The 15,680-nt window shown below is 66.9% G+C and carries 24 protein-coding genes; 1 reads left to right on the top strand and 23 read right to left on the bottom strand.

Annotation, left to right across the window (positions count from 1 at the left end):
- Window positions 1-11 precede the first annotated feature (11 nt).
- The 23 genes from ACH5AF_RS20185 to rpsJ form a co-directional block, all read right to left on the bottom strand.
- Window positions 12-677: an adenylate kinase gene (locus ACH5AF_RS20185; protein WP_398902974.1), complete on the bottom strand. Its 666-nt coding sequence runs from the start codon at window positions 675-677 to the stop codon at window positions 12-14.
- Window positions 677-1,993 carry a preprotein translocase subunit SecY gene (gene secY, locus ACH5AF_RS20180; RefSeq protein ID WP_398902973.1) on the bottom strand — a complete coding sequence of 439 codons (1,317 nt, stop codon included), beginning with the start codon at window positions 1,991-1,993 and terminating at the stop codon, window positions 677-679. The genes ACH5AF_RS20185 and secY overlap by 1 nt, the downstream gene beginning before the upstream one ends.
- A gap of 1,359 nt (window positions 1,994-3,352) precedes the next feature.
- Window positions 3,353-3,808: a 50S ribosomal protein L15 gene (gene rplO, locus ACH5AF_RS20175; RefSeq protein ID WP_177148624.1), complete on the bottom strand. Its 456-nt coding sequence runs from the start codon at window positions 3,806-3,808 to the stop codon at window positions 3,353-3,355.
- Window position 3,809: 1 nt separating this feature from the next.
- Window positions 3,810-3,992: a 50S ribosomal protein L30 gene (rpmD, locus tag ACH5AF_RS20170; RefSeq protein ID WP_071273185.1), complete on the bottom strand. Its 183-nt coding sequence runs from the start codon at window positions 3,990-3,992 to the stop codon at window positions 3,810-3,812.
- On the bottom strand, window positions 3,992-4,597 hold the full coding sequence (gene rpsE / locus ACH5AF_RS20165; protein ID WP_005313527.1) for a 30S ribosomal protein S5: 606 nt from the start codon (window positions 4,595-4,597) through the stop codon (window positions 3,992-3,994). Before rpsE ends, rpmD begins: the two co-directional genes overlap by 1 nt.
- A gap of 43 nt (window positions 4,598-4,640) precedes the next feature.
- Window positions 4,641-5,024, bottom strand: coding sequence for a 50S ribosomal protein L18 (gene rplR / locus ACH5AF_RS20160; protein WP_177148623.1), 384 nt, complete (start codon window positions 5,022-5,024; stop codon window positions 4,641-4,643).
- Between the two features lie 3 nt (window positions 5,025-5,027).
- Window positions 5,028-5,567 carry a 50S ribosomal protein L6 gene (rplF, locus tag ACH5AF_RS20155; RefSeq protein WP_018847495.1) on the bottom strand — a complete coding sequence of 180 codons (540 nt, stop codon included), beginning with the start codon at window positions 5,565-5,567 and terminating at the stop codon, window positions 5,028-5,030.
- 21 nt (window positions 5,568-5,588) lie between these two features.
- Window positions 5,589-5,987: a 30S ribosomal protein S8 gene (rpsH, locus tag ACH5AF_RS20150; RefSeq protein ID WP_215183647.1), complete on the bottom strand. Its 399-nt coding sequence runs from the start codon at window positions 5,985-5,987 to the stop codon at window positions 5,589-5,591.
- Window positions 5,988-6,196: 209 nt separating this feature from the next.
- On the bottom strand, window positions 6,197-6,382 hold the full coding sequence (locus tag ACH5AF_RS20145; protein ID WP_003956452.1) for a type Z 30S ribosomal protein S14: 186 nt from the start codon (window positions 6,380-6,382) through the stop codon (window positions 6,197-6,199).
- Between the two features lie 5 nt (window positions 6,383-6,387).
- Window positions 6,388-6,945, bottom strand: coding sequence for a 50S ribosomal protein L5 (rplE, locus tag ACH5AF_RS20140; RefSeq protein ID WP_019888759.1), 558 nt, complete (start codon window positions 6,943-6,945; stop codon window positions 6,388-6,390).
- On the bottom strand, window positions 6,945-7,268 hold the full coding sequence (gene rplX, locus ACH5AF_RS20135) for a 50S ribosomal protein L24 (RefSeq protein WP_177148621.1): 324 nt from the start codon (window positions 7,266-7,268) through the stop codon (window positions 6,945-6,947). The genes rplE and rplX overlap by 1 nt, the downstream gene beginning before the upstream one ends.
- Window positions 7,269-7,270: 2 nt before the next feature.
- Complete coding sequence (rplN, locus tag ACH5AF_RS20130) at window positions 7,271-7,639, bottom strand: 50S ribosomal protein L14 (RefSeq protein WP_003956455.1); 369 nt, start codon at window positions 7,637-7,639, stop codon at window positions 7,271-7,273.
- A 108-nt stretch (window positions 7,640-7,747) separates the two neighbouring features.
- Window positions 7,748-8,032 (bottom strand): 30S ribosomal protein S17, encoded by a 285-nt coding sequence (gene rpsQ / locus ACH5AF_RS20125; RefSeq protein WP_039656223.1) that lies wholly within the window; start codon window positions 8,030-8,032, stop codon window positions 7,748-7,750.
- Window positions 8,032-8,256: a 50S ribosomal protein L29 gene (rpmC, locus tag ACH5AF_RS20120; protein WP_003974259.1), complete on the bottom strand. Its 225-nt coding sequence runs from the start codon at window positions 8,254-8,256 to the stop codon at window positions 8,032-8,034. Before rpmC ends, rpsQ begins: the two co-directional genes overlap by 1 nt.
- On the bottom strand, window positions 8,256-8,675 hold the full coding sequence (rplP, locus tag ACH5AF_RS20115; protein WP_017949658.1) for a 50S ribosomal protein L16: 420 nt from the start codon (window positions 8,673-8,675) through the stop codon (window positions 8,256-8,258). Before rplP ends, rpmC begins: the two co-directional genes overlap by 1 nt.
- A 5-nt stretch (window positions 8,676-8,680) precedes the next feature.
- The gene (rpsC, locus tag ACH5AF_RS20110) at window positions 8,681-9,508 is read right to left on the bottom strand and encodes a 30S ribosomal protein S3 (RefSeq protein WP_177148620.1); all 828 of its coding nucleotides are present in this window, start codon (window positions 9,506-9,508) and stop codon (window positions 8,681-8,683) included.
- The gene (gene rplV / locus ACH5AF_RS20105) at window positions 9,508-9,855 is read right to left on the bottom strand and encodes a 50S ribosomal protein L22 (RefSeq protein ID WP_009327087.1); all 348 of its coding nucleotides are present in this window, start codon (window positions 9,853-9,855) and stop codon (window positions 9,508-9,510) included. Before rplV ends, rpsC begins: the two co-directional genes overlap by 1 nt.
- A gap of 43 nt (window positions 9,856-9,898) precedes the next feature.
- Window positions 9,899-10,180, bottom strand: a complete 282-nt coding sequence (gene rpsS, locus ACH5AF_RS20100) for a 30S ribosomal protein S19 (protein WP_177148619.1) — start codon at window positions 10,178-10,180, stop codon at window positions 9,899-9,901.
- Between the two features lie 12 nt (window positions 10,181-10,192).
- The gene (rplB, locus tag ACH5AF_RS20095) at window positions 10,193-11,029 is read right to left on the bottom strand and encodes a 50S ribosomal protein L2 (RefSeq protein ID WP_398902972.1); all 837 of its coding nucleotides are present in this window, start codon (window positions 11,027-11,029) and stop codon (window positions 10,193-10,195) included.
- 39 nt (window positions 11,030-11,068) lie between these two features.
- Entirely contained in the window at window positions 11,069-11,392 is a 324-nt protein-coding gene (gene rplW / locus ACH5AF_RS20090; RefSeq protein WP_215183665.1) for a 50S ribosomal protein L23, read from the bottom strand.
- A complete protein-coding gene (gene rplD / locus ACH5AF_RS20085; protein ID WP_398902971.1) occupies window positions 11,392-12,045 on the bottom strand; it encodes a 50S ribosomal protein L4 in 654 nt (217 codons plus the stop codon). The genes rplW and rplD overlap by 1 nt, the downstream gene beginning before the upstream one ends.
- A gap of 5 nt (window positions 12,046-12,050) precedes the next feature.
- A complete protein-coding gene (gene rplC, locus ACH5AF_RS20080; protein ID WP_005313592.1) occupies window positions 12,051-12,695 on the bottom strand; it encodes a 50S ribosomal protein L3 in 645 nt (214 codons plus the stop codon).
- A 14-nt stretch (window positions 12,696-12,709) separates the two neighbouring features.
- A complete protein-coding gene (gene rpsJ, locus ACH5AF_RS20075) occupies window positions 12,710-13,018 on the bottom strand; it encodes a 30S ribosomal protein S10 (protein ID WP_003948644.1) in 309 nt (102 codons plus the stop codon).
- Between the two features lie 999 nt (window positions 13,019-14,017).
- On the opposite strand from rpsJ, the gene ACH5AF_RS20070 reads away from it, so the two are divergent.
- Window positions 14,018-15,679 carry an RNA ligase family protein gene (locus ACH5AF_RS20070; RefSeq protein WP_398902970.1) on the top strand — a complete coding sequence of 554 codons (1,662 nt, stop codon included), beginning with the start codon at window positions 14,018-14,020 and terminating at the stop codon, window positions 15,677-15,679.
- The last annotated feature ends 1 nt before the right edge of the window (window position 15,680 follow it).

The raw sequence follows: 15,680 nt of genomic DNA, 5'->3' as shown, positions 1-15,680 counted from the left end.
GACTGTCCGGATCAGGCCTGGGCGGCCTTGTCCTGCTGCAGGGCCTCCATCGCCCGGGCGGTGACGTCGCTCACCTTGCCCAGCGCGGGGATGGTGACCACCAGGCCCTGGGCCTTGTAGTAGTCGATGATCGGCTCGGTCTGCGTGTGGTAGACCTCGAGCCGCTTGCGCACGGTGTCCTCGGAGTCGTCGTCGCGCTGGTACAGCTCGCCGCCGCACTCGTCGCAGACGCCCTCGGCCTTCGGCGGGGTGTAGGTGACGTGGAAGACGTGCGCACTGTTGTTGCGGCACACACGGCGCCCGGCGATCCGCTTGACGACCTCGTCCTCGGGAACCTCGAGGTCGAGGACGGCGTCGAGCCCGGCGCCCTCGCCCCGGAGCATCTCGTCCAGCGCCTCGGCCTGGCCCACGTTGCGCGGGAAGCCGTCCAGCAGGAAGCCGTTCGCGGCGTCGGGCTGGGCCATGCGGTCCTTGGCCATTCCGATGGTCACCTCGTCCGGGACCAGGTTGCCGGCGTCCATGTACGCCTTGGCCTGCTTGCCCAGCTCCGTGCCCTGGGAGATGTTGGCGCGGAAGAGGTCGCCCGTGGAGATGTGCGGGATCGACAGGTTCTTGGCAAGGTACGCGGCCTGCGTTCCCTTCCCGGCACCGGGCGGTCCGACAAGGACGATTCGCATCAGCGGAGGAACCCTTCGTAATTGCGCTGCTGGAGCTGGCTCTCGATCTGCTTCACGGTCTCCAGACCCACACCCACGATGATGAGGATGCTCGTCCCGCCGAACGGGAAGTTCTGGTTCGCGCCGAAGCCTGCCAACGCCATCGTCGGGACAAGAGCGATCAGACCCAGGTACAGCGAGCCCGGCCAAGTGATCCTGTTGAGCACGTAGCTCAGGTACTCGGCAGTAGGACGACCAGCCCGGATACCCGGGATGAAGCCACCATACTTCTTCATGTTGTCAGCGACTTCGTCGGAGTTGAACGAGATCGCCACATAGAAGAAGGCGAAGAACACGATCAACAGGAAGTACGTGGCAACGTAGAACGGTTTGCCGTCGACGAAGTGCTGTTGGATCCAGGATCCCCAGGCGGAGCTGCCTCCGCCTGCACTGAATTGGACCACGAGCGTCGGGATGTAGAGCAGCGAGGAGGCGAAGATCACAGGGATGACGCCGGCCTGATTGACCTTCAGCGGGATGTAGGTCGACGTACCGCCATAGGACCTGCGGCCGATCATCCGCTTCGCGTACTGGACCGGAATTCGACGCTGCGCCTGCTCCACGAAGACCACCAGGCCGACCATCACGAAGCCGACCAGCATGACCACGGCGAACTCGATCCAGCCGTCGGCGAGCTTGCCCTGCTGCTTGATGGCCCACAGGGCTCCGGGGAAGCCGGCGGCGATCGAGATGAACATCAGGATGGACATGCCGTTGCCGATACCGCGGTCGGTGATGAGCTCACCCAGCCACATGACCGCCGCAGTGCCCGCGGTCATGGTGATCACCATGGTGACGATAACGAAGATCGACTTATCCGGAACGATTGCGTCGGCCGAGGCGCAGCCCTGGAACAGCGCGCCGCTGCGCGCGGTGGCGACCAGACCGGTGCCCTGGAGCACCGCGAGAGCGACCGTGAGATACCGCGTGTACTGAGTGATCTTCGCCGTGCCGGACTGACCCTCCTTCTTGAGGGCCTCCAGCCGGGGGATGACCACCGTCAGCAGCTGCAGGATGATGCTCGCTGTGATGTACGGCATGATGCCGAGCGCAAACACCGTGATCTGCAGCAGCGCACCGCCGCTGAACAGGTTGGCCAGGCCGAGGAGGTTGTTGCTCTTCGCGGTCTGATCAACACAAATCTGCACGCTCTGGTAGTCGACACCGGGAATCGGGATGTGAGCCCCAAGCCGGTACAACACGATCATGGCGAGGGTGAAGAGCAATTTCTTGCGCAGGTCGGGCGTCTTGAACGCCCGGGCGAACGCGGTGAGCACGGTGCCTCCTGCGACCCCCGCGTTGCGCGCGAGAGGTAACGGTCGGAAAGAATCAGGGTTACTTGCAACAGGGCATTCTTACGATGGGCACAGACCACCGACAGATGAGCACGGCTACCTTACCCGGGTAGTAGGCAAGCATGAAACTTCCGGGCGATACCCCCCGTCGGCCTGCCGCGGTCGGCCCACCCCAATGTCCCGGAGCGTACGGCTTTCGCCGGGTGCCTGCCCCGACGAAGGAAGCCATGACAGCAGTGGATCTCCGCCAAAGACCGGACCGTCGGGTTCCCGGCGAGTCGGGGACGGCTCCAGGACCGGATCCGCGCTGCCGGTACCGCCACTGCGATGGCGGCCGCCGTGATCTGCGGGCGGCAAGCTCGACACGGTGCGGGAGAACGGCACACGCCGGGACCGAGGCCCTCTCTGGCTACGAGACTGCCCGCCGTGGCACCATCGCCATCGTCCAGTCGCCGTCCCGGACCCACCGGATCCGTCACCTCCATCCCTGAGGCCCCCGGATCGGTCACCCTGGCCGGTTCCCCGGCATCCTCCCCGGCATCCCCTCCTATGCCGTGAGGCAGGTCCTATGCCGCGAGGCAGACCGACGGAGTCGCCGTGCGGAAGGAACGGGCAGGGCTCGTGACCACGCCGTACGCGGACGGAGGCGGCGACTGAGGCGTGCGCCGGCAGCCAGGGTCCACTCTCACTCCTCACGGCATGACAGTGGATCGCGACTCCCCTCTTGTTGCGCATGCAAAAGTCCGGGAAAGCGGAACCTTAGATACCGCCCTCAATAGTATTGACTACGAGATTTTCATCTCGGATCAGTGTCGATCACTCACGTCCAGAGCATCAAATGCGGACAAGCAACAAGGCGGGCGTTCTCATCACCGATGAGATTCCCGCACATCATTGGAACGCTCGAATACATCGACAGTGCAGCCGCCAGTCAGGACGCCGACCGGCCCGACGCCGTGCTCCTGGGACCTTCGACCAGGCCACATGATGAACGACCCGTCTGGGCAGAGCTGGAGAACACCGGCCCCGGGTGTCGGTTCATCGCGCGCGAAGACCGCCCCCGCTGCTTGGCGGGATTCACCTATTTCCCGCGGACCATCACAGAAGAACTCGCAACATACCGCGCCCGGTTTCTCGAACGCTCTCCTCGGGGGAATAAGTCCTCGGCTCCCCTGTCAAACGGCCTCAGCAATTACCGCATCGCCCGGGAAGGCGGCGTAAAAAAGGCGACAGTCCCGGCCTGCCCCCGACGTCCATGCCATGTGTTGCCAGCAAAGAAGCCTGGCCGGTACCCCCGAAGGGATACCGGCCAGGCTTCTTGAAAGACCTGTCAGCCGCTGCTCAGACGAGCTCGGTGACGGTGCCGCCGGCAGCGGCGATCTTCTCCTTGGCGGAGCCGGAGACGGCGTCGACCGTCACCTGCAGCGCCACGGAGATCTCGCCCTGGCCGAGGACCTTGACGAGGCTGTTCTTGCGCACGGCACCCTTGTCGACCAGGTCGGCGACGGTGACCTCGCCACCCTGCGGGTACAGGGCCGCGAGCTTGTCCAGGTTCACGACCTGGTACTCGGTGCGGAACGGGTTCTTGAAGCCCTTGAGCTTCGGCAGGCGCATGTGGAGGGGCATCTGCCCGCCCTCGAAGCGCTGCGGAACCTGGTAACGGGCCTTGGTGCCCTTGGTACCACGACCAGCCGTCTTACCCTTCGACGCCTCACCACGACCGACACGGGTCTTGGCGGTCTTGGCACCGGGGGCGGGACGGAGGTTGTGGACCTTCAGCGGGTTCTGCTCCGCCATGTCAGTCGACCTCCTCGACCGTCACGAGGTGGCGGACGGTGTGCACCATGCCGCGGAACTCGGGGCGGTCCTCCTTGACAACCACGTCGTTGACCCGCTTGAGGCCAAGCGAACGCAGCGTGTCGCGGTGGTTCTGCTTGCTGCCGATGTACGACTTCGTCTGCGTGATCTTGAGGCGAGCCATTACGCACCCGCTCCCGCACGCGCACGCAGCAGAGCCGCGGGAGCGACGTCCTCGAGCGGCAGACCGCGGCGGGCCGCGATCTCCTCGGGACGCTGCAGGCCCTTCAGGGCCGCCACGGTCGCGTGCACGATGTTGATCGCGTTGTCCGAGCCGAGCGACTTCGACAGGATGTCGTGCACGCCCGCGCACTCGAGCACGGCACGCACCGGGCCACCGGCGATAACACCGGTACCGGGGGAAGCCGGCTTGAGCAGAACGACGCCGGCAGCCTTCTCGCCCTGGATCGGGTGCGGGATGGTGCCCTGGATACGGGGGACCTTGAAGAAGTGCTTCTTGGCCTCCTCAACACCCTTGGCGATGGCGGCCGGCACCTCCTTGGCCTTGCCGTAACCGACGCCGACGGTGCCGTCACCATCGCCCACCACGACCAGCGCGGTGAAGCTGAAGCGACGACCACCCTTCACAACCTTGGCGACGCGGTTGATCGCGACAACGCGCTCAACGTACGCGGTCTTCTCGGCGGCAGCTGCGCCGCCGTCACGGCCCTTCCGGTCCCGCCGCTCGCCGCCACCGGCACCGCTTCCGCGGCGCTGGGGTCCAGCCATTGGAATTACCTCTCTTCGTTTTCCGCTGAGCTACGGAACCGGCTCAGAACTTCAGGCCGGCTTCGCGGGCGGCGTCCGCCAGGGCGGCGATGCGCCCGGCGTACTGGTTACCACCACGGTCGAACACGACAGCCTCGACGCCGGCGGCCTTGGCACGCTCGGCGACCAGGGCGCCGACCTGCTTGGCCTGCGCGGACTTGTCGCCCTCGCCACCCCGGATGGAGGTGTCCAGGGTCGACGCCGACGCCAGGGTGTGACCCTTGATGTCGTCGATGACCTGGGCGACCATGTGGCGGTTCGAGCGCGTCACGACCAGGCGCGGACGCTCGGCCGTGCCCGAGACCTTCTTGCGGACGCGGATGTGGCGGCGCTTGATGGCAGCAGCCTTGTAGGCCTTGCCCTTAGCGATCTTCACACCGTATGCCATGGCTTACTTACCCGCCTTTCCGACCTTGCGGCGGATGACCTCGCCCGCGTACTTGACGCCCTTGGCCTTGTACGGGTCGGGCTTGCGCAGCTTGCGGATGTTCGCGGCGACCTCGCCGACCTTCTGCTTGTCGATGCCCTCGACCGAGAACTTGGTCGGCGACTCGACCTTGAAGGAGATGCCGTCAGGCGCCTCCACCAGGATCGGGTGGCTGTAGCCGAGCTGGAACTCCAGGTTGGAGCCCTTCGCGGCAACGCGGTAACCGACACCGCTGATCTCGAGCGCCTTGGTGTATCCCTGGGTCACACCGGTGATCATGTTCGCCACCAGCGTGCGGGACAGGCCGTGGAGGGCCTTGTTCTGACGCTCGTCGTTGGGGCGGGTGACGTTCAGAACGCCGTCCTCACCCTTGACGATCTCGATCGGCGCGGCGACGGTGTGCGTGAGGGTGCCCTTGGAACCCTTCACGGTGACCGTGCGGCCATCGATGGTGACGTCCACACCGGCGGGAACCTGGATGGGGAGCTTGCCGATTCGCGACATGAGCTTTTCCTCCGTTCCCGACTACCAGACGTAGGCGAGGACTTCCCCACCCACGCCCTTCTTCTGCGCCTGCTGGCCGGTCAGGAGACCGTGGGACGTGGAGATGATCGCCACGCCCAGGCCGCCGAGAACCTTCGGCAGGTTGGTGGACTTCGCGTAAACGCGCAGACCCGGCTTGGAGATGCGCTTGATGCCGGCGATCGAACGCTCACGGTTCGGGCCGAACTTCAGGTCCAGGACGAGGTTCTTGCCGACCTCGGCGTCCTCGACCTTCCAGCCGGTGATGAAACCCTCCTGCTGGAGGATCTCCGCGATGTGCGACTTGATCTTGCTGTGCGGCATCGACACGGAGTCGTGGTATGCCGAGTTCGCGTTCCGCAGACGCGTAAGCATGTCTGCGATCGGATCAGTCATGGTCATGAATTGGCCTTCGGCCTCTCTCGCCGGGGTTTCCTGTATGCGCCATCCCTCTCCCCACTCAGTGGCGGGACGGGTGCGGTGCGGGGACCTACGGCGTAGTAAGTCGGTCGGGGCGGCGGACGCCCAACCCTCCTAGCCTAAGCCATGGAGGAGTGGGCCACCGCCGACCCTTTACTTACCGAGAGACTCCGGTGTTCCCAAGTAGGGAATTACCAGGAGCTCTTGGTCACGCCCGGCAGCTCGCCACGGTGAGCCATCTCACGAAGGCACACGCGGCACAGGCCGAACTTGCGGTAGACGGAGTGCGGGCGGCCGCAGCGCTGGCAGCGGGTGTACGCGCGCACACCGAACTTCGGCTTGCGAGCAGCCTTGGCAATCAGAGCCTTCTTCGCCATCTCGCTCATGCCTCCTTGAACGGGAAGCCGAGGTGACGAAGGAGGGCACGGCCCTCGTCGTCGTTGGTCGCCGTGGTGACCACGGTGATGTCCATACCCCGGACACGGTCGATCTTGTCCTGGTCGATCTCGTGGAACATGACCTGTTCCGTGAGACCGAAGGTGTAGTTGCCACGGCCGTCGAACTGCTTGGGGGACAGACCACGGAAGTCGCGGATGCGCGGGAGCGCGAGCGACAGGGTGCGGTCCAGGAACTCCCACATGCGGTCGCCACGGAGCGTGACGTGGGCACCGATCGGCTGACCCTCGCGCAGCTTGAACTGCGCGATGGACTTGCGGGCCTTGGTGACGGCCGGCTTCTGACCGGTGATCGTGGTGAGGTCGCGGATGGCGCCCTCGATCAGCTTGGAGTCGCGGGCGGCGTCGCCCACACCCATGTTGACCACGATCTTGACGAGGCCGGGAACCTGCATGACGTTCTCGTACGAGAACTCCTCACGCAGCTTGCCCGCGATCTCCTCGCGGTACTTCGTCTTCAGACGCGGAGTGGTGGTGGTAGCCATCAGATGTCCTCACCCGTCCGCTTGGCAACGCGGATCTTGTTGCCCTCTTCGTCGAAGCGGTAACCGACGCGCGTGACGACCTTGTTGCCGTCCTTCTCCACGACGAGCTGAACATTGCTCACGTGGATGGGGGCCTCGGTCGTGACGATGCCACCGGTCTGCGAACCGCGAGCGGTCTGGCCGGCCTTGGTGTGCTTCTTGACCCGGTTGACACCCTCGACCAGGACGCGGTCCTCGCGGGGGAAGGCCTGAATGACCTTGCCCTGCTTGCCCTTGTCCTTACCGGTGATGACCTGTACCAGGTCGCCCTTCTTGATCTTCATGCTTACAGCACCTCCGGCGCGAGCGAGATGATCTTCATGAACTTCTTCTCGCGCAGCTCACGGCCCACGGGGCCGAAGATACGGGTGCCGCGAGGGTCGCCGTCGTTCTTCAGAATGACGGCGGCGTTCTCGTCGAAGCGGATGTACGAGCCGTCCTGGCGGCGGCGCTCCTTGACGGTGCGAACGATGACCGCCTTGACGACGTCACCCTTCTTCACGTTGCCACCGGGGATCGCGTCCTTGACGGTGGCGACGATGACGTCACCGATGCCCGCGTAGCGGCGACCGGAGCCACCGAGAACACGGATGCAAAGGATTTCCTTGGCACCAGTGTTGTCGGCGACACGCAGTCGCGACTCCTGCTGGATCACGTCTATCTCCTGATTGTCTGCCGGTTCCCGGCGGGGGCCGTCCTCTTACGAGGGAAAGCCCCCACCGAGCCTGGCGGAACGAACTCGAAGGGTTACCCCTTCAAGCAATTACTTGGCCTTCTCGAGGATCTCGACGACGCGCCAGCGCTTCGTCGCGGACAGCGGCCGGGTCTCCATGAGGAGGACACGGTCGCCGACGCCCGCGGCGTTCTGCTCGTCGTGCGCCTTGAGCTTGTTCGTACGGCGGATGACCTTGCCGTACAGCGCGTGCTTCACGCGGTCCTCGACGGCGACGACGACGGTCTTGTCCATCTTGTCGCTGACGACCAGACCCTCACGGGTCTTGCGGAAACCGCGGGCTTCCTTGTTCTCAGTCACGTTGCTCTCGCTCATCAGGCGCTCTCCACCGTCTCGATGCCCAGCTCACGCTCACGCATCAGGGTGTAGATCCGGGCGATGTCCTTGCGGACGGCCTTCAGCCGGCCGTGGTTCTCGAGCTGGCCGGTCGCCGCCTGGAAGCGGAGGTTGAACAGCTCTTCCTTGGCCTCGCGGAGCTTGGCAAGAAGCTCCTCGTTGCCCAGCTCGCGCAGCTCGGACGCCTTGGTTCCGGCCGACATCACGCCTCACCTGCCTCGCGCCGAACGATGCGGCACTTCATCGGAAGCTTGTGAGCAGCGCGGGTGAGCGCCTCACGAGCAATCTTCTCGTTCGGGTAGGACAGCTCGAACATCACCCGACCGGGCTTGACGTTCGCGACCCACCACTCAGGGGAACCCTTACCGGAACCCATGCGGGTCTCGGCGGGCTTCTTGGTCAGCGGGCGGTCCGGGTAGATGTTGATCCAGACCTTGCCGCCACGCTTGATGTGGCGGGTCATCGCGATACGAGCCGCCTCGATCTGGCGGTTGGTCACGTACGCCGGGGTGAGGGCCTGGATGCCGTACTCGCCGAACGCAACCTGCGTACCACCCTTGGACATACCGCTGCGCTTCGGGTGGTGCTGCTTGCGGTGCTTGACCCTACGGGGGATCAGCATTTCGGTCAGGCCTCCGTTCCGGTGCTCTCAGCCGGAGCGGCGGCAGCGGCCTCGGCCTTGGGGGCCTCGGCCGCAGCAGCCTGCTGCGGCTTGCGACCGCGACCGCCACGCTCGCCACCGCGGCCACCACGGGCCGGGCGGTCGGCGCCGCCACGGGCCGGGCGGTTGCCGGCGCGGGCAGCAGCGTTCTCGGCGCGGACCTCGGCGATGTTCTTGACGTCGCCCTTGTAGATCCAGACCTTCACGCCGATGCGGCCGAAGGTGGTCTTGGCCTCGAAGAAGCCGTACTCGACGTTCGCGCGGAGCGTGTGCAGCGGCACACGGCCCTCGCGGTAGAACTCCGAGCGGGACATCTCGGCGCCGCCGAGACGGCCGCCACACTGGATCTTGATGCCCTTGGCGCCCGCCTTCATCGCCGACTGCATGCTCTTACGCATGGCGCGGCGGAAGGAGACGCGGGAGGACAGCTGCTCGGCAACGGCCTGGGCCACGAGCTGAGCGTCGACCTCGGGGTTCTTGACCTCGAGGATGTTCAGCTGGACCTGCTTGCCCGTGAGCTTCTCGAGGTCGCCGCGGATGCGGTCGGCCTCGGCGCCACGGCGGCCGATGACGATGCCGGGACGCGCGGTGTGGATGTCCACCCGCACGCGGTCACGGGTGCGCTCGATCTCAACCTTCGAGATACCGGCGCGCTCCATGCCGGACGTCATCATCCGACGGATGGCGACGTCTTCCTTGACGTAGTCCTTGTACAGCTTGTCGGCGTACCAGCGGGACTTGAAGTCCGTGGTGATACCGAGCCGGAACCCGTGCGGGTTTACCTTCTGGCCCATTACCGGGTTCCTTCCTTGCTGCTGACGACCACGGTGATGTGGCTGGTCCGCTTACGGATCCGGTAGGCACGGCCCTGAGCACGCGGACGGAACCGCTTCAGGGTCGGGCCCTCGTCCACGTACGCCTCGCTGATGAACAGCGAAGAGGCGTCCGTGTGGTCGTAGTTGTGCGCGGCGTTGGCAATGGCGCTGTCCAGCACCTTGCCGACCGGCACGCTCGCGGCCTGCGGGGCGAAACGCAGGACCGCCTGAGCCTCCGTGGCGTCCATGCCACGGATGAGGTCCACCACGCGGCGGGCCTTCATGGGCGTGACGCGGATGTACCGCGCCTGGGCCCTGGCTTCCATGGTTGTCCCTTCGGTGTAAGTCATTAGTCGTTCCACCCCGCGCTTAGCGGCGCTTCGACTTCCGGTCGTCCTTGACGTGGCCGCGGAAGGTGCGAGTCGGCGAGAACTCGCCGAGCTTGTGGCCGACCATGGACTCGGTGACGAACACCGGGACGTGGGTCTTGCCGTTGTGCACCGCGATCGTGTGGCCGAGCATGGCCGGGACGATCATCGAGCGACGGGACCAGGTCTTGATGACGTTCTTGGTGCCGGCTTCGTTCTGCGAATCCACCTTCTTGATCAGGTGGTCGTCGACGAAGGGCCCCTTCTTGAGACTGCGCGGCATCTAAACCCGCTCCTAGCGCTTCTTGTTCGTCTTGCGGCGGCGGACGATGTACTTGTTGCTCGCCTTCTTGGGAGAACGAGTACGACCCTCCTTCTGACCCCACGGGGAGACCGGGTGGCGACCACCGGAGGTCTTGCCCTCACCACCACCGTGCGGGTGGTCAACCGGGTTCATCGCCACACCGCGAACGGTCGGGCGAACGCCCAGCCAGCGCTTGCGGCCGGCCTTGCCCCAGTTGATGTTCGACTGCTCGGCGTTGCCGACCTCGCCGATGGTGGCGCGGCAGCGGACGTCGACCAGGCGGATCTCGCCGGACGGCATACGGAGGTGGGCCATCTGGCCCTCCTTCGCCAGCAGCTGCACGGAGGCACCCGCGGAGCGGGCGAACTTCGCGCCGCCGCCGGGCCGCAGCTCGATGGCGTGGATGGTCGTACCGACCGGGATGTTGCGCAGCGCCAGGTTGTTGCCGGGCTTGATGTCGGCGGCCGGGCCGTTCTCGACACGGTCGCCCTGGCTCAGGCCACGCGGCGCGATGATGTAGCGCTTCTCGCCGTCTGCGTAGTGCAGGAGCGCGATGCGCGCGGTGCGGTTCGGGTCGTACTCGATGTGAGCGACCTTGGCCGGCACGCCGTCCTTGTCGTGACGACGGAAGTCGATCAGACGGTAGGCGCGCTTGTGGCCACCGCCCTGGTGACGGACGGTCACACGACCGGTGTTGTTACGGCCGCCCTTGCTGTGCAGGGGGCGGACCAGCGACTTCTCCGGCGTGGACCGCGTGATCTCGACGAAGTCGGCGACGCTGGAGCCACGACGGCCCGGAGTCGTCGGCTTGTACTTGCGGATACCCATTTCTCAGTCCTCGTCCGATATCGGACGACTCGACCTCCGTCAGGAGGTCGGGCCGCCGAAGATGTCGATACGGTCGCCCTCAGCAAGGGTCACGATGGCGCGCTTGGTGTTGGCGCGCTTGCCGAAACCGGTGCGGGTGCGCTTGCGCTTGCCCTGGCGGTTGATCGTGTTGACCCCGGTGACCTTGACCGAGAAGACCGCCTCGACGGCCTGCTTGATCTGGGTCTTGTTGGCACGCGGGTCGACGATGAACGTGTACTTGTTCTCGTCCAGCAGCGCGTAGCTCTTCTCGGAAACAACCGGCTTGACAAGAATGTCGCGCGGGTCCGAGTAGGTCTTGCTGGTGATAGTGGCCTCGGACATCAGGCCTCGCTCCCTTCGGTGTCGTTGGCGGCCTTGGGGCCGGACACGAAGGACTCGAAGGCGGCCTGGGTGAAGACCACGTCGTCGGAGACGAGCACGTCGTACGTGTTCAGCTGGCCCGGCTCCAGGATGTGGACCTGGGGCAGGTTGCGGGCGGACAGCCACGCGGCCTCGTCGGCGCGGTCGACGACCAGGAGCAGGTTCTTGCGCTCACTGATCTTGCCGAACAGCGTCTTCGCTGCCTTGGTGGAGACCTCACCCTCGACCACGCCGGAGACGACATGGATACGGGAGTGACGCGCCCGGTCCGAGAGGGCACCGCGCAGGGCGGCGGCCTTCATCTTCTTCGGGGTCCGCTGCGAGTAGTCACGCGGCACGGGGCCGTGGACGACGCCACCGCCGGCGAACTGCGGCGCACGGGTCGAACCCTGGCGCGCGCGGCCGGTGCCCTTCTGGCGGTAGGGCTTCTTGCCACCACCACGGACCTCGCCACGCGTCTTGACCTTGTGCGTGCCCTGACGGGCGGCGGCCAGCTGCGCGACGACGACCTGGTGGATCAGCGGGATGCTGACCTTGGCGTCGAAGATCTCGGCCGGGAGCTCTACGGTCCCGGACTTGTCGCCGGCGGGCGACAGAATGTCAATGGTGCTCATAGTCCTCAGGCCCCCTTGGCCGCAGTGCGGACCAGGACCAGGCCGCCGTTCGGACCGGGAACTGCGCCCTTGATGAGCAGCAGACCCTTCTCCGCGTCAACGGCGTGAACGGTCAGGTTCTGGGTGGTGACCCGCTCGTTGCCCATGCGGCCCGCCATGCGGAGGCCCTTGAACACACGGCCCGGGGTGGCACAGCCACCGATAGAGCCGGGAGAGCGGTGCTTGCGCTGGGTGCCGTGACCGGCGCCGAGGCCCTTGAAGTTGTGACGCTTCATGACACCGGCGAAGCCCTTGCCCTTGCTCTTGCCCGTGACGTCAACCTTGACGCCGGACTCGAACACCTCGGCAGTGATCTCCTGGCCCAGCGTGTACTCGCTGGCGTCAGGGGTACGGAGCTCCACCAGGTGACGGCGGGGGGTCACGTCGGCCTTGGCGAAGTGGCCCTTGAGGGGCTTGTTCACCTTGCGCGGGTCGATCTCGCCGAAGGCGATCTGGACCGACTCGTAGCCGTCGATGTCGTTCGTGCGGACCTGGGTAACGACGCAGGGCCCGGCCTTGACAACGGTCACCGGGACGACACGGTTGTTCTCGTCCCAGACCTGGGTCATGCCGAGCTTCTCGCCCAGGACGCCCTTGATCTGCTTAGCCATCTCTTCCGCGCCTCTCAGAGCTTGATCTCGATGTCAACGCCGGCCGGAAGGTCCAGGCGCATCAGCGAGTCAACGGTCTTGGGCGTCGGGTCGAGGATGTCGATCAGGCGCTTGTGCGTGCGCATCTCGAAGTGCTCGCGCGAGTCCTTGTACTTGTGCGGCGACTTGATGACGCAGTACACGTTCTTCTCAGTGGGCAGCGGCACCGGGCCCGCGACCGACGCACCAGTGCGGGTCACCGTCTCGACGATCTTCTTCGCCGAGGAGTCGATGACCTCGTGGTCGTAGGCCTTGAGCCGGATGCGGATCTTCTGTCCCGCCATGGCTACTCAGTAGTCCTTTGTCTAGTGAAAACGCTCTGGTACTCGGAGGGTCCTGCCCTCTTCTCCGACCCACGCGGTCGGGCGTGTCGCATTCCCTCTACGAAGATCTCCCGAAGGATTTCCCAACCAAGGGGTGCGGGCCTGAAGACCGCGGAACCGGGAGAAGAGCTCCCGCCGAGTGCCTGGCCGGTACCCCGCTGACACTTCCCGGAAGATTCCCGTACGTCCGACCCGCATGGGGTCGACGAGTACTGTGGGACTCGCTTCCGGTCCTCCCGGCGGGAGGCGCGCAGCATCGGTACTCAACCGAGCAACCCGGACAGTCTGCCACACGGTCCCGCCCCCTGGCCAATCGAGCCGAAGAGATTACCCCGAGGGGGTTGACTGTCAAACCGCGGCGCGCGGAAGACCCGTTCCACCAGGGCCTCCGCTTCCCTCGGCCCGCTCCCGAACGGGCGCTCACGCTGCGCCTTGTGGCCGGCTCGAGCGGTAGCCCGCCGAGCAGGTCCACCATGCACGTGCGGCCAGGGCGGCGGGCAGATCCGGCACCCTCGCGCGCGGCGTCGCCCTTTGCGCACCCCGGTGGCCGCGGCCACCGTCACGATCACCGGGAAGTGCCGCCGGGTCAGAGCTCCGCCGAGCCGGTCGCCCCGGTCCCCCAGGCCCACCTGCCCGCCGGAGCACGCGGCCAGCGCCTCCCCGCACAGCGGCGAGACGCAGCAGTGACGGCCGTGGACGTCCACGGCCGGACTCGAACCGGGAACCGATCACCGCCCCAGCGCGATCAAGATTCTCACCGCCTCCCCGGCCCGGGCATATCCGGACCATACGGTCACCGCGCGTGGGCGGGCGACGCAGCGCCGTCCTCGCGCGCCCTCGCGCCGTCCTCGCTCGCGGCCCGGTCGCATCCTCTGTGGCCCGTCGGAATATCCGCTGGAGGCCGCGTCCCCGCACACCTAGAGTGACCGGGCAGTCGGCCATGACGGGGGATCGATCACCATGCGTACGCACTATCCGCGCACGCCGCACCTGCCCTGGTCGCCCGGCGCGAGTGTGGACGATCTGCGCGTCAGCGACCTGTCGCGCCTGTGCGGGCGCGAGGTCGTCGTCACCGAGAAGCTCGACGGCGAGAACACCACGCTGTACGCCGACGGCCTGCACGCCCGGTCCCTGGACTCGGCGCACCATCCGTCCCGGGCCTGGGTCAAGGCGCTGCACGGGCGGATCGGGCACGCCATACCCGCGGGCTGGCGGGTGTGCGGCGAGAACATGTACGCCCGGCACTCACTCGCGTACGACGACCTGGACGGCTACTTCTACGGCTTCTCCGTGTGGGACGCCCGCGGCCGTTGCCTCGACTGGGACCGGACCGTGCCGTTCCTGCGCGATCTGGGCATCCCCGTGCCGCGCGTGCTGTGGCGGGGCGTGTTCGACGCGCGGGCCGAGAAGACGCTGCGCACGATGCGGCTCGACCTCACGCGGCAGGAGGGATACGTCGTCCGGACCGCCGAGGGGTTCGCCGCCGAGGACTTCGGGCAGCGCGTGGCCAAGTGGGTGCGCCCCGGTCATGTGCAGACCGGTACGCACTGGATGCACGCGGCCGTGGTGGAGAACGGACTCGGCCCGAACGCCCCTTTGTGGGCGGTGCGTTCCGGCGCGCCCGCCGACGCGCAGGCGCTCGCGGCCGCGGTCGGGGTGCCCGGCGGGGACGGGGCCGCCCTCGGCAGGCTGGAGGCGGCCGATGCGACGGGCGATGCCCGGCTCGCCGGCGTACTGGCCACACTGCTGCACGGCACCCGGCGGGCGTGGCTCGCGCCGAAGCTGGCTCCGGTGCTCGGCATGCCGCTCGCCCGGCGCGTCGCGGACCTCGTCGGGCTCCACCCGGCGCTGCACCGGCCCTACCCGGACGAGGACCGGGGTGCCGGTCTGCTGCGGATGGCGTACGCCGCAGATCTCGGCGTCCTGCACGCCGTCGCACGGGCTACCGCGCCGACCGCCGGGGCGCGCGAGCAGGTGGAGTGGTCCGCGCTGCATGCGGAGGACGCACGACCTGTCGAAGGGCTGCGGGAAGCCTTCGCCGGCCTGGACGACGACGCGGCCGCACGCTGCCTCGCCGAGTCCCGCGAAGCGTACGCGCTCGGGCGGATCGGCTCGGCCGAGGAGGCCGTCGCGGCGACCTGGCGGTGGCGTACGGGCGGCTTCCCCAAGCTGATCCAGATGGTGGGGCCGTCGGGCAGCGGCAAGAGCACGTTCGCGCGGGGGCTCCCCGGAGTGGACGCGTACGTCTCACTCGACGACCTGCGCGAGGCCCGCGGCGCGCGCTCCGACCAGAAGGCCAACCAGGAAGTCCTGCGCACGGGGCTCGGCCGGCTGGACACCGCCCTGGCCGCGGGAGGCACCGTGGTGTGGGACGCGACGTCGCTCAACCAGCAACAGCGTTCCCTGGTGCATACGGTCGCCCGGCGCCGCGACGCCCTGATCACCCATGCCGTGGTCCTCGTCGACGAGGACGAGCTCGTCCGCCGCAACGGCGCACGCGAGCATCCCGTGCCGCGTGAAGTCCTCGCCGCCCAGCTGCACCGCTTCGGCCCGCCGTACCCGGGCCAGGCGCACCGCACCTGGTACATCGGGGCGAGCGGGACCGTCGAGGAGGAGGCGTAGA

This window comes from Streptomyces sp. NPDC018833 (assembly GCF_044390825.1).
Taxonomy (GTDB): domain Bacteria; phylum Actinomycetota; class Actinomycetes; order Streptomycetales; family Streptomycetaceae; genus Streptomyces.
The sequence above is the reverse complement of the archived record's forward strand: the minus strand, read 5'-3'. Positions and strand labels throughout refer to the sequence as shown.

Coding starts and splice junctions, on each gene's coding strand:
- ACH5AF_RS20185 (WP_398902974.1), bottom strand. CDS start 677: ATGCGAATCGTCCTTGTCGGACCGCCCGGTGCCGGGAAGGGAACGCAG.
- rplO (WP_177148624.1), bottom strand. CDS start 3,808: ATGGCGGAGCAGAACCCGCTGAAGGTCCACAACCTCCGTCCCGCCCCC.
- rpmD (WP_071273185.1), bottom strand. CDS start 3,992: ATGGCTCGCCTCAAGATCACGCAGACGAAGTCGTACATCGGCAGCAAG.
- rpsE (WP_005313527.1), bottom strand. CDS start 4,597: ATGGCTGGACCCCAGCGCCGCGGAAGCGGTGCCGGTGGCGGCGAGCGG.
- rplR (WP_177148623.1), bottom strand. CDS start 5,024: ATGGCATACGGTGTGAAGATCGCTAAGGGCAAGGCCTACAAGGCTGCT.
- rplF (WP_018847495.1), bottom strand. CDS start 5,567: ATGTCGCGAATCGGCAAGCTCCCCATCCAGGTTCCCGCCGGTGTGGAC.
- rpsH (WP_215183647.1), bottom strand. CDS start 5,987: ATGACCATGACTGATCCGATCGCAGACATGCTTACGCGTCTGCGGAAC.
- ACH5AF_RS20145 (WP_003956452.1), bottom strand. CDS start 6,382: ATGGCGAAGAAGGCTCTGATTGCCAAGGCTGCTCGCAAGCCGAAGTTC.
- rplE (WP_019888759.1), bottom strand. CDS start 6,945: ATGGCTACCACCACCACTCCGCGTCTGAAGACGAAGTACCGCGAGGAG.
- rplX (WP_177148621.1), bottom strand. CDS start 7,268: ATGAAGATCAAGAAGGGCGACCTGGTACAGGTCATCACCGGTAAGGAC.
- rpsQ (WP_039656223.1), bottom strand. CDS start 8,032: ATGAGCGAGAGCAACGTGACTGAGAACAAGGAAGCCCGCGGTTTCCGC.
- rpmC (WP_003974259.1), bottom strand. CDS start 8,256: ATGTCGGCCGGAACCAAGGCGTCCGAGCTGCGCGAGCTGGGCAACGAG.
- rplP (WP_017949658.1), bottom strand. CDS start 8,675: ATGCTGATCCCCCGTAGGGTCAAGCACCGCAAGCAGCACCACCCGAAG.
- rpsC (WP_177148620.1), bottom strand. CDS start 9,508: ATGGGCCAGAAGGTAAACCCGCACGGGTTCCGGCTCGGTATCACCACG.
- rplV (WP_009327087.1), bottom strand. CDS start 9,855: ATGGAAGCCAGGGCCCAGGCGCGGTACATCCGCGTCACGCCCATGAAG.
- rpsS (WP_177148619.1), bottom strand. CDS start 10,180: ATGCCGCGCAGTCTCAAGAAGGGGCCCTTCGTCGACGACCACCTGATC.
- rplB (WP_398902972.1), bottom strand. CDS start 11,029: ATGGGTATCCGCAAGTACAAGCCGACGACTCCGGGCCGTCGTGGCTCC.
- rplW (WP_215183665.1), bottom strand. CDS start 11,392: ATGTCCGAGGCCACTATCACCAGCAAGACCTACTCGGACCCGCGCGAC.
- rplD (WP_398902971.1), bottom strand. CDS start 12,045: ATGAGCACCATTGACATTCTGTCGCCCGCCGGCGACAAGTCCGGGACC.
- rplC (WP_005313592.1), bottom strand. CDS start 12,695: ATGGCTAAGCAGATCAAGGGCGTCCTGGGCGAGAAGCTCGGCATGACC.
- rpsJ (WP_003948644.1), bottom strand. CDS start 13,018: ATGGCGGGACAGAAGATCCGCATCCGGCTCAAGGCCTACGACCACGAG.
- ACH5AF_RS20070 (WP_398902970.1), top strand. CDS start 14,018: ATGCGTACGCACTATCCGCGCACGCCGCACCTGCCCTGGTCGCCCGGC.